Origin of the sequence: Saccharopolyspora spinosa NRRL 18395 (genome assembly GCF_000194155.1) — a bacterium.
GTDB classification, from domain to species: domain Bacteria; phylum Actinomycetota; class Actinomycetes; order Mycobacteriales; family Pseudonocardiaceae; genus Saccharopolyspora; species Saccharopolyspora spinosa.
In genome coordinates, this window is record NZ_GL877878.1 from 3023500 (window position 1) to 3034939 (window position 11440).

General features: G+C 69.5%; 10 protein-coding genes. 6 read left to right on the forward strand and 4 right to left on the reverse strand.

The features are described 5' to 3' along the window. Positions 1–62: 62 nt before the first annotated feature. Positions 63–824 carry a sulfite exporter TauE/SafE family protein gene (locus tag SSPN_RS0115180; RefSeq protein WP_010695977.1) on the forward strand — a complete coding sequence of 254 codons (762 nt, stop codon included), beginning with the start codon at positions 63–65 and terminating at the stop codon, positions 822–824. Between the two features lie 217 nt (positions 825–1041). Then, complete coding sequence (locus SSPN_RS56725; protein WP_010695980.1) at positions 1042–1209, forward strand: hypothetical protein; 168 nt, start codon at positions 1042–1044, stop codon at positions 1207–1209. Positions 1210–1252: 43 nt separating this feature from the next. Here SSPN_RS56725 and SSPN_RS54735 read toward each other — a convergent pair whose 3' ends face one another. After that, positions 1253–1498 (reverse strand): hypothetical protein, encoded by a 246-nt coding sequence (locus tag SSPN_RS54735; RefSeq protein ID WP_143539490.1) that lies wholly within the window; start codon positions 1496–1498, stop codon positions 1253–1255. A gap of 403 nt (positions 1499–1901) precedes the next feature. Here SSPN_RS54735 and SSPN_RS0115200 point away from each other — a divergent pair, with 403 nt between their 5' ends. From SSPN_RS0115200 to SSPN_RS0115215, 4 genes are all read left to right on the forward strand, one after another. Beyond that, positions 1902–5657 carry a CHAT domain-containing protein gene (locus SSPN_RS0115200; RefSeq protein WP_010695984.1) on the forward strand — a complete coding sequence of 1252 codons (3756 nt, stop codon included), beginning with the start codon at positions 1902–1904 and terminating at the stop codon, positions 5655–5657. 25 nt (positions 5658–5682) lie between these two features. Continuing rightward, a complete protein-coding gene (locus SSPN_RS0115205) occupies positions 5683–7287 on the forward strand; it encodes an Hsp70 family protein (RefSeq protein WP_010695985.1) in 1605 nt (534 codons plus the stop codon). 107 nt (positions 7288–7394) lie between these two features. After that, on the forward strand, positions 7395–8234 hold the full coding sequence (locus SSPN_RS0115210) for a hypothetical protein (protein ID WP_010695986.1): 840 nt from the start codon (positions 7395–7397) through the stop codon (positions 8232–8234). Between the two features lie 2 nt (positions 8235–8236). Next, entirely contained in the window at positions 8237–8899 is a 663-nt protein-coding gene (locus tag SSPN_RS0115215; RefSeq protein ID WP_029535360.1) for an RES family NAD+ phosphorylase, read from the forward strand. Between the two features lie 289 nt (positions 8900–9188). On the opposite strand, the gene SSPN_RS0115220 is transcribed toward SSPN_RS0115215, so the two are convergent. The 3 genes from SSPN_RS0115220 to SSPN_RS0115230 form a co-directional block, all read right to left on the reverse strand. After that, positions 9189–9404 (reverse strand): hypothetical protein, encoded by a 216-nt coding sequence (locus SSPN_RS0115220; RefSeq protein WP_010695988.1) that lies wholly within the window; start codon positions 9402–9404, stop codon positions 9189–9191. A gap of 237 nt (positions 9405–9641) precedes the next feature. Next, positions 9642–10250: an Rv1733c family protein gene (locus SSPN_RS0115225; RefSeq protein WP_010695995.1), complete on the reverse strand. Its 609-nt coding sequence runs from the start codon at positions 10248–10250 to the stop codon at positions 9642–9644. Between the two features lie 570 nt (positions 10251–10820). Continuing rightward, on the reverse strand, positions 10821–11438 hold the full coding sequence (locus SSPN_RS0115230) for a vWA domain-containing protein (RefSeq protein WP_010695997.1): 618 nt from the start codon (positions 11436–11438) through the stop codon (positions 10821–10823). Positions 11439–11440: the final 2 nt, after the last annotated feature.

Sequence of the window (11440 nt, forward strand, 5' to 3'; positions counted from 1 at the left end):
CTAAGGCTGGGTACGCCGATTACGCATTGTGGACCCACTGGTCGCGGGACGATGCTCGGGCTGTGATCGAGTTTTTGCTTGTTCTGCTGACCGGTACCGCTGCCGGGGCGCTGAACGCCATCGGTGGCGGGGGTACGTTCGTCGCGCTGCCCGCTCTCGTCGCGTTCGGCCTGCCACCGGTGACCGCGAACGCGCTGTCGCGGGTCGCCCTCGTGCCTGGGGCCGTGGCCAGCGCGTGGGTCTACCGACGCGAGCTCACGCCGGTCGGGGAGACGTCCACGAAGGCGCTGATGGCGATCAGCATGGTCGGCGGCGGGGTCGGTGCCGGTCTGCTGCTGGCACTGCCGGCATCATCGTTCGACGCCGCGGCGCCCTGGCTGCTCGCCGCCGCCACGCTGATCCTCGCCTTCGGGCGCCGCCTCTCCCAGACGTTGCGCAACGCACTGGGCCGCTCGGTCAGCATGAGTCCCCGGGCCGTCCTGATCGGTCAATTTTTCCTCGCCGTGTACGGCGGATACTTCGGCGGTGCCGTAGGTATCACGATGATGGCGCTGTGGGGCATCGGGCTCGGACTCGACGCCGCCGCCAGCAACCCGATGCGGGTCGTGCAGCTTGCGGCCGTTTTTTTCAGCGCGGCTGTGCTGTTCCTCTTCGCTTCGGACGTACTGGGCGCTCCGCTCGTCCTCGCAGCCATGCTGGTCGGCGCCGTGGCCGGCGGCTGGGCCGGCGCCCACCTCGCCCGCCGTCTCCCCGCCTCGCTGCTGCGGGGCAGCATTCTGGCCATCGCCGTGGCCATGACTGTCATGTATTTCTTGCGCGGCTGAGCATGCGGGAGCGAGCTACCGCGCACGGATGTGGCAGGCGTGAGGCGGGTGATGGCCTGCAAGGTGACGGCTGGCCCGCGCGAAATGCCGGTCCGATCGGTGAGCAGCAGCCGAAGCCGACGGCACCACCTGTTCCCCTGGCACCGCGCCGATTTTCGCCGGCCTGGCCCAAGTTGACGACATACCGAGAAGCACTCCCGACCCGCTCGGAGGAGAGATGGTCACACCGTCATCCGGCACACCGTCCGATGTTTCCCGGCTGCAGCGACAGTTCGCCGTGCGCGCTTTGGCCCTCGCACTCGTCTTCTGCGTCACGGGCGAAATGCTGCTGACCATTATCGTCGCGCTCATCGGCCTCGGGCTCCTCGTGCTATCGGCCGAGTGACGGCGGCTCCGGCCCGGGAGGTTCCCGGGCCGGATCTCACCGTTCAGCGGGGCACGCTGTAGAGCACGCGTTTGCCCGGGTGCTCCGTGACCGTCCAGACCTCGTTATTGCCAGGACAGTACGGCAGGTCCTCCACGCCGATCACCACGTCGCGCGCCGGACCGTCCACTGTGAGCACTTCTGCTCCGGTCGCTTTGTCCGGCAACGTATCCTGGAAGTGGCCCGGGCCGGTCGTTCCTCCGCCGGTGCTGAGGAACCAGCGGCCGTCCGTGGCCGTCGCGCCCCGCACACGGGGCTTCGCCAGCCGGTACGCCGACTGTAGACCAGCAGCACGTGCTGGTACTTGCTGGTCGCGGGCGAGGTGCAGGCACTTCCGGTGCTGCCCTGGCGGTTGGCCTGGTCCAGGATGTTCTGCACGCCGATCTTCGGCAGTTGGGCATCCAGCTTGCCGGCCCTCGACTGCAGGTCACCGCTGGCGTTGTTGAGCACGAAATCGTTGGCGTTGGGCGCTTCCGCCGGTGCCGCCGCGGCGGACATCGGGAGGTCAGGCGGACAACCGCTGCGGTTCCAATCCCACTGCACCGCAGTCCGGAAGCGCGATTTCGCGCGAAATCGGTGCTTGGACACATGTGGTGTCCAGTCGTCGTGGCTCTAAGCTGGATCGGCGTTCTTGATCACTTCGGGGAGGTGCGATGACTGCCGATCCGGCGGAGCTCGACGAGGCCATCGCGCAGCGGTATGCCCAGCTCACCGAAGAGCTCGACGACGAAACCGCCTACCTGGTCCTGGTGGAGCTGGCCGATCTGCTGCTGCACCGCGCCCAGACAACCGGCGCGGACGTCGACGAAGTCATCGAGGTCGCCGGGAATCTGCTCCATCACCTCGCCGACGACTCGCCCGGCCGCGCCGCCCCGCTCTACCAGCTCGGCCTCGCGCACGCGCTGCTCGCAGAGCGCGGGGACAAGGAGGAATTCCGCACCGCCGTCGGCTATCTGCGGCAGCTGCGGCCGCTGCTGTCCGACGACGCGGCCGAGATCGTTGGCCGGATCGGCCTGATCACCGGCCAGATGGTCGTCAACCTGGGTGCCTTGGAGGAGTCCGACGCGGCACTGGCCGACCTGAACACGGCGTCCGCCCTGCTGCCGGATTCGCCGCTGCGGAACCAGGTTCGCCTCACGCGCGGCCTGATCCACACCGTCCGGTTCCTGTCGGGGGGCGGCGACGAAACCGATCACCGGAGGGCGACCGATGATCTCACCGAAGCGCTGAAACACCCGCTCGACACCGGCATGTCGGACGCCTGCCACATCGGCCTGGCCTTCCTCATCGTGGCCAGGGACGTGCCCGCCGAGCTGCGCCACGGCCGCCTCCAAGCGAACGTCGGCGACCGGATGTCACTCCCCACCGATGAGCTCCCCGAGGTTCGCCGCCACCTGGACGCGCTTTCCCCGGACGCCGCCGCCGACAGCTCCGTGACCACCTGGAAGGTCCTCGTCCAAGCCGCGGGCAACCTGGACAACTCGTCCCGCGAGGACTGGGAGACGGCGATCGGCGAGCTCGACGACGCGGCGCGCAGCTGGCCCGAGGACGAGCCTGGCAAGCAAGAAATCGCCGGGCTGCAAGCAGGTCTGGCCGCCAAGCTCGCAGAGGTCACGGGCAGCTCCGAAGACGCCGACGCCGCAATTGCCCGGATCGCCGCGGCCGCCGCGGCGCTGCCGGCCGACCACCCCATGCGCCCGTTGCTGCTCACCGGTTTGCGCACTTCCTTGGTCACGCCCGGCAAGAAGCCCTCGGATTTCGACCAGACCGAACACGCCGCCACCATCCAGCGGCTGGAACACGCGTTGGAGTACTTCGCGGACGACGATCCGGATCGCGCCTCGGTGCTCACCCAGCTGACGATGGCGCTGCTGGGGTCGGTCGTGGCCGACCGTGCGCAGTCGCCGAAATCACTGGCCAGGGTTCGGGAAATGTGCGAGCGGGCAATCCGCCGTGGCTCCGCCGATCCGGTCAACACCGGCGTCAACCATTTCCTGCTGGGCTCCGCTGACGGCCTCCAAGCCATCACCGATCGCACCGATGAACTGCTCGACACCGCGGTGGAGAACATGCAGCGCGCCGACGAGCTGCTGCCCGCGGACCACCAGCTGCGACCGTTGATGATGCCGTGGCTGAGCGCCCTGCTCTCCCAGCGGTTCATGGCCCTTGGTGCTCGGGAGGACCTCGACGCCGCGCGCTACTACGCGGAAAGCGTCGGCGGGGGCGACGTGCTCGCGCGGTTCACATCCGCGGTGAGCCGGATTTCCCCGAGCCGCACCGATCCCGACGCGTTGGACCAGGCAGGCGCGGAACTAGCGCAACTGCTGTCGGAACTTCCGCCGGACAGCGTGCTGCGGCCCCGGTTCGCGAGTGCGCTGGGGTCGATCCGGCTGCTCCGGAGCATGATCAGCGGCGGCGAGTTCCGCCTGGACGGCATCGACAAGGACGAGGTGCGCAGCGCGACGGACGCCATTCTCGACGCGCTCGACCAGGTGCCCGATCACCACTTCGACCAGCCGAACGAGGTGCTCGGTGCCGCGGTGGCGTGCGTCAGTCAGGCGATGGTGACCCGGGATCTCGGGATGCTCAACCGGGGCATCGGCATGATGGTCGAGATCTGCGCCAACCCCGATGTGTACCCGCAGAACCGCTGGCAGGCGCTTTACATGTTGGCGACCGCGTTGCGGACCCGCTTCGAATTCACCCGCGCACCACGTGATCTCAGCAACGCCATCGACCGGTTTGAGCAGGTGCTTCGCGAGTTCGAGCTGGAGCCTGGGGCGTTTGACACCGCGAACCTGCTGCACTCGCTGGCCGACTGCTACTTCACCCGCGGCGACAGCGTGCGTCGTGATCCGCAGCGATCCGTGACCACCGGGCTGGATGCGTTGCGCGAGCGGGCGCGCACCGTCCTGCTGCAGTCCAGCGCGCGCCGGGCGTTGGAGACGGCGAGCACCGCAGCTGGCGAAGCAGCTGACGTGGGCCGTTGGTGTCTCGCAGCCGGGCAGTCGGAGGCTGCGGTGCAGGCGTTGGAGTTGGGGCGCGGCATGGTTTTGCACGCTGCGACGGTCGACGCGAACATGCCGGCCCTGCTGCGGGAGAACGGGCACGCGGATCTCGCCGACCGGTGGGAATCCGAGGTGGGGCAACAACAACCTTGGGACATCGGCGCTTCCGGGACCGCGAGCGTGGCCGATGCCGCGCTGCCCAGCGACCTTCGTTCCCGGGTTCTGCGTGCCTTCGAAGGCACGGCGGTGGAAGCGCAGCTGCTGGCCCCGCCGCTGGTGGCGGAGATCGCCGCCGGGCTGCGCGCTGCGCGCACACAAGCTCTGGTCTATCTGCTCCCCGGCGTCGCGGTGCTGGTCACCGCCGACGGGCGGGTCGAGCGGGTGGAATCGGCGCAGCTCACGGAGGACGGCCCGGTCGCCCGGTTCGACCAGATGCAGCGCGAACGCTCCCGCGAGGTCGAGGCCCAGTGGCGGGCGGCGTTGGAGAGCGTCTGCGACTGGGCTTGGACCGCGGCGCTGAACCCGGTGCTGGACCTGGTCGCCGCCGGGTCGCGCGAGCGCCCGCTGCGAATCGTGCTGGTACCCGTGGGAAAGCTGGGCACCGTGCCGTGGCATGCCGCGCGGCGGCGGGTGCCCGGCGGCAAGGTCCGCTACGCCTGCCAGGACGCGATCATCTGCTATGCGGCGTCGGCACGGCAGTTCGTCGAGGCCGGTCGGCGCGAAACCCGTTCGTGGGCCAGCGAACCCGTGCTGGTGCGGATGCCGGAGCTGCACTTCAGCCGGCACGAACTCGGCCACATCCACGACACGCACTACGAGCACGGCACTTACCTGGGGAAACCGTCAGATCCGAGGCGGCGCAACCGGGGCCGCAAACCGCCGAAACCCGCCGAGGTGCTCGCTCAACTACCCACCGCCTCGCTGCTGCACCTGGCCTGCCACGCCACCCCGGCGGAGTTGCCGACCGAATCGGCCCTGCTGCTCGGCTCCGAAGAGGTGCTGCCGGTGCAGGACATCCTGCGCCAGGCGCGGGACCGGCCGCGCGACGCCGCCGGGGCGCTTGTCGTGCTCGCGGCCTGCGCCAGCGACCTCACCGACCGGGAGCACGACGAGGTGCTGACGCTGTCCACCGCGTTCCTCGCCGCCGGTGCCGCCGGGGTGGTCGGCACCCGTTGGGAAGTCGAGGACATTCCCACGGCCATGTTCATGATCGTGTTTCACCACTATCTCAACTCCGGTTACGCCGACCCGGCGAGCGCGCTGCGGGCCGCGCAGCAGTGGATGCTCGACCCGCGCCGCCGCCCGCTTTCCGGTATTCCCGAAGAACTGGCGGCGTTTTTCGCCGACATCGATCCCACCGGGCTCGCCCACTGGGCAGGATTCACCTACCAAGGCCGCTAGCACCGGCACGACGAAGGGACGAATCATGGCGCCGGCCACGTTCGGCATCGACCTCGGCACCACGCATTCCTGCATCGCGCACGTCGATGAGGCGGCACGCCCGGTGATCGCCAAGAGCGCGGTCGGCGAGGACACCACGCCCTCGGTGGTGTACTTCGAGCGGCCAGGCGTGGCGCTGGTGGGCACGGCCGCGAAGAATTCCGCGCTGCTCGCGCCGCACCTGGCGGCGCAGCTGGTCAAGCGCGACATGGGGCGCAAGAACACCGAGTTCACCTACCACGGGAACCGCTACACCCCGGAGAAGATCTCCGCGCTGATCCTGCGCGAACTCGCCCGCGCCGCCGAGGAGAACACCGGGCACACCGTGCGGGACGTGGTGATCACGGTGCCCGCCTACTTCGGCATCGCCGAACGCGACGCCACCCGCAAGGCCGGGGAGATCGCCGGGCTGAACGTGCTCGATGTGCTGGACGAGCCGGTCGCCGCCGCGCTGCACCACCACGCGCTGGACGAATCGCCGCAGACCCGGCACGTGCTGGTCTACGACCTGGGCGGCGGCACCTTCGACACCACCGTGATCCGGGTGTCCGGAGACGACATCCGGGTGGTCTGCACCGACGGGGACGGCGAGCTCGGCGGGGCCGACTGGGACCAGCGGATCGTCGATCACCTGCTGGCCGCGTTCCGGGACGCGCACCCGAACCTGGATCCCAGCGCCGACGAGCAGGCCATGCAGGAGTTCACCGACCGCGCCGAGGACGTCAAGAAGGCGTTGAGCGCCACCATGTCCCGCAACGTCGCGTTGCGGGCCGGGGGCGCCGCGCTCACCGTGCCGGTCACCCGGCAGCAACTGGAGGATCTCACCGCCGACCTGCTCGACCGGACAATGTCGATCACGGAGCGGATCATCGAAACCGCCCGGCGCAAGGGCGTCGAGCGGTTCGACGAGGTGCTGCTGGCGGGCGGGATGACCCGGATGCCTGCCGTGGCGGCCGGGCTCAGGCAGCGCTTCGGGCTCGACGCCCGACTCTCCGAACCGGACCTCGCGGTCGCCAAGGGCGCGGCCTTGTTCGCGCTGATCAGGCAGGCCAAGAAGGTTCAGGGCGCGTCGGCTGAACGGCAGTTGGGGATCAGCGCGGCCGACGTCGACGCGATGGCCAAGAAGCGGGTCGCGACCGTGGTGCCGCGGGCGTTCGGGGTCAAGGCGGTGGACCCGCGTGATCCGCTGGCGCTCACCGATCCGATGCGGGCGCGGCAGATGGTGGCGCACCTGCTGCACGCCAACACCGCGCTGCCCGCCGACACCGGCCCGTACCCGTTCCAGACGGTCGTCGACAACCAGCGGATGGTCGAGATCGAGGTGTGGGAGCAGGCCGGTCCGGTCGCGTCGGACGAACCGGCCGACAACACCAAGGTCGGGACCGGCATGCTCACCGGCATCCCGGCGCGCCCGGCCGGCTGCCGCATCGAGATCACCTTCTACATGTCGGAAACCGGTGAGCTGACGGTGCACGCCAAGGAGCTGGACAGCGGCAACGACGTGCGCTTCGAACTCAAGATCGGTGGGATGGACCAGAAGGCGGTGGCCAAGGCTCGCACCGACATCGCCGGGCACCAGGTGAGCGGCTAGCGGCTCAGTCCAGCAGCGCGGCCAGCTCCGGCACCTCGGCGGTGACGCGGCTTTCCGCCTTCGGCAGCGAATAACCCACGGAGCTGCCGTTCCTGCCGCCCGAGCAGGTGCCGGCCGACGCCCCGGAGAACGGGATCCTGACCGTGCAGTTGCTGGTGCCCGCAGTTGGTCTGCACGGCCCAATCCCGGCTTCGCCGCCCGGTTCGTTGGATCTTGGTGTTGACTGGGCACGTGTTGGGTTCGTGGATCACGTCGGGTTGCGCGCGACGGCGGGCACCGGAATCACCGCCCACCGGACAGGAGGTCGGCGTTTGAGTCAACAGCGGATGCTGGACGCACTGGCGACCGAGTGGGACGACGTGGCCGACCGGCTCGATCCCGAGGCCTTCACCCGGCTGGTCGCGCTGGTCGCCGAGTTGCAGGACGCGGCGGATTCGGAGACCTCGGCGCTGATCGCCGAGGACATCGCCTCGCTGCTGGGTGATGCGCTGCCGATGACCCACCCGGTCCGGCAGGCGCTGGCCGAGCCCCAGCCACGGTTCCGGCGGCTGACGGTGGATTGGGAGCGGCTGAGCGCGGACCTGCGCGTCCAGCTGACGAGCTCCGCGCCGCACCCAGACCTGGACCGGCTGCGCGCGGCGGATTCGTTGGACGAGCAGCAGGTCGGGGCCGCCGGGGCGGATCCGGCCGACCCCGACCTGATCCGGCTGCCTTCGGACGACGGCCCGAGCCGGTGGCCCGCGTTCCAGTTCGACGCCGCCGGTGCCCCCCGCGAGCTGGTGCGGACCGTGAACCGCTACCTGCATGCCGCGGAGGACCCGTGGGGCGCGGCGGACTGGTGGCTCGGGCCGAACGACTGGCTCGGTGGGGTGCCCGCCGAGCTGATCGGGCAGGTCGCCGACCGGGCGCTGATCGACGCCGCCCGCGAAGACTCGGCGGAGGTGTGAACATGCCGGAGGCCACACCACCACCGGAGTTCGAAGCCGCCCCGAACAAGTACGTGCTGCCCGCCGACACCACGCTGTTCCGGCTGCACTTCCGCACGCGGCACGCGGCCGAGTTCAAGCCCGCGCAGGCGGGCAACGGGTCGTCGGGCGGCCGGTTCGACGGCACCTCGGCGGACCTGTTTCCCACCTACTACGCGGGCTTGCACGTGACGACGGCGTTGGCGGAGGTGCTGTTGCGCAACCTCGGTTTCGGCGGCAACGGGCAGCGGCTGATCCGCCGGGCGCAGATCGCCGAGCGACGGCTCAGCGCGGTGCGCACCGCCCGGGAGCTGAACCTGGTCAGTCTGTTGACGGCACCGGATCTTGCTGCGGTAGCACAGGATTCGTGGCTGGTCGACGCCGAGGGCGAGGACGCCTACGCGCGGACCCAGGCGTGGGCGGCCTGGATCCGATCGCAGGCGGAATGGGCGGACGGCTTGATCTGGCCGTCCAAAAGGGACACCGGGTACCCGGCGCTGGTGCTGTTCGGCGACCGTTGCGGCGCGGACGGCCTGGACGGCGACGAGCCGGAGCTGCAGATCGACCTGGACACCCCGATCGGCGAGGCCTGGCTGGGCAAGTTGCTCGCCCCCTACCGCGCGGCGGTAGCGCCCCGGCCGAGCTGACGTTCCCGCTGGTCCGGGGTCGTGAGTTGGAGGGGGCCGTCCAGCGCGCGGTAGCGCGGGCTCCTGGCTTTCAAGCGGTGCCAGCCGCTGGCCCGCCCTCGCGACCGGCACCGCTGCGGGTTCTCAGACGTCGTCTGGCGAGGACAGCCCTTCCTGGAGACCGGACGGCGTCTGAGGTTCCGCCACCCGCACCGCCACGCGAGCCTGGAAACAGTCTCCGCAGCAACGAAAAGCGCTCACGGACGCTTATGTTCCGGAACGCCAGGAGGATTCCGTCCGGGGAAGAACTTCACGGATGAACTCCAGCGGCGCCGCGGTCATCGCCCGGCTTGGTGGCAGGCCGCTGGGGATCGCGTCGCTGCTGCGGCCGAAGCCCGATCAGCCCCTGCCTTGCCGCTTCCTCCTGCCCCGTGGCGGATACCTCGGCGATGGCGTCGTCGGCGTCTGGGTCGCCTGCCTCGCGCAGCTGGTTCAGGAACTCATCTGTCCAACGTTCATCCGGCATCTCCGGCTTCCGCGATGTGCGCTGCTCGACACTGAGCTCACACGCGGGATTACTACCTGCAACGGGAAACGAACGCGCCCCGCAGCACCTGATCGGGCGACTGACGGCCCACCGACGTGACTCGAGTCGCCCACAGCGCTGCGCGGCGCGAGGGAAGTTCCAAAAAGCTTGCCGCGAAAGCAACTTCGATCACGCTTCGCGGGACGATCCTGGGAACCAGGCTCCAGAACGGGAAATTTACCGTTGGGACCAGGTGCCGCCGTGCTGGAGGAACGCCCATTCGCGTTCCCACGCCCGCATGGACATGCGGCGGGCGAGGCTCTGGGTTCCGGCGATCAGGGCGATGCAGGCCAGCTCGATCACCAGCAGCAGGAGAATCGCGGCGGAGATCGCCGAGGTTGTGATCGAGCCCGCGCTCGCCGGCGGCGGCACGCGGTTGCCCGCCTGGTCGACCCACACTGTCAGCGTGTCGCCCGGCGAGCTCTCGGCCGGTACCTGGAGGGTCGCGGCGTGCGACTGCAGCCCGGTGCGCCACTCGACGACCGCCGTGGAGCTGAGGGAGTCCTGGCTGTAGGCCTCGGCGACCGCGACGCTGAGCGCGGGACGGGTGGTCAGCGTTGCGGTCACCGGCTGGGTGGTGTCCGTCGACTCCGCCGCCCGCTGCGTCAGGTCGGTGTGCAGTGACGCACCGACCAGACCGGACGCGGGGACCGCGACCAGCGCAACCATGAGCAGCAGAACCGTGATGCCAGCCGTCACTCGATCGATGGGCCTGCGCAGCGGGTTCCGGTTGACCCCCAGCGCGTTCACCAACCATGCTGCGTGCGCTTTCAGCGCCGCGACCATCGCCAACCTCCAAGACTCTCGATGCACAATGAGCCGCGTAACGACCGTCGTGTGATTTGCCTCGATGGTTGTGCGCGGCATCCGCCAATACGAGTATCCTCCCGATCCAACCCATCGTTATCACAACGTGATCAGTCATACACCATTGGTGTAACAGATCACGCCCTTCGCGGCCCCGCGCTCCCAAATAACGGGAAACCGAATATTCGGTCGAATGCACTTATTCCGGCATTGAAGACGGTGTAGGGGCGCGCCCTCCGCGCGACCGGTGGCCGCAGCGGTCCGTCAGATCAAACCTCGGTCCTCAGTGGACGGAAGAAGGACCGCAACTCGTCAGCTGTGCAGTCGCTCCAGTCGCGGTAATTGTCGGCGATCCACGCGACGAGCCCGGCAGGCGAGCCCACCAACGCGGCGGCGACCGTGTCCGGCCGGCGCCGAGCCACTGGGTCACGCAGCCGCCGATGTCACCGCCGAAGGCCCCGAAGCGCCGGCAGCCCAAGGTTCCGGTCATCAGCTCGGGCCAGATCTCGGCGACGCCCCGGCGGATGAAGGGCCCCGTAGCGCAGCCGGTCAGCCGCCGCGCATCGACAGGCCGGTGGCCATCGAGGCGATGCCGGACGCGACACCGGCCGCATCGTCGATCTGCTGGTCGTCGTCCGGCACGCCGGGGCAGGCAAGATCGGCGAGTGCCGAGGCCGCCTTTCGCCCGAGGCCGCGAACGATGATGCGGATACCCATCGAGCAGGCCTTATGCGCCAGCGCACGGGCCTTCTCCCGGTCCGCCAGCGCCCCATCGCTGAAGATGCACAGCACGCGGTCGCCCGGGTATTCCGGCAGCACGTCGATGCCTAGCTGCAACGCGTGCGACAGCACGGTGCCGCCGGTCGCTTTTGCCTTTCGGAGCGCGGAGGTCACCTCGTCCAGCTGGGCTTCCGGCGGCACGTACTTCTGCACCCCGTCGGACCAGAGCACCAGGCCGCTCTCGTAGTGCGCGGCTTCGGCCTCGGCGAGGAACTGCTCACCGCCGGCGATGGCCTGGGACAGCAGGCCGCCGCCCATCGAGGCGCTCACGTCGATGCACAGCAGCACGTGCCCGCCGTACCTTTCCCGCAGCTTCGGCAGGTGCGGGCCTGGTGGGGACTGGGTCAGACCGATCCCGCCGAAGTTCCGGCGAATCCACGAACTCATCG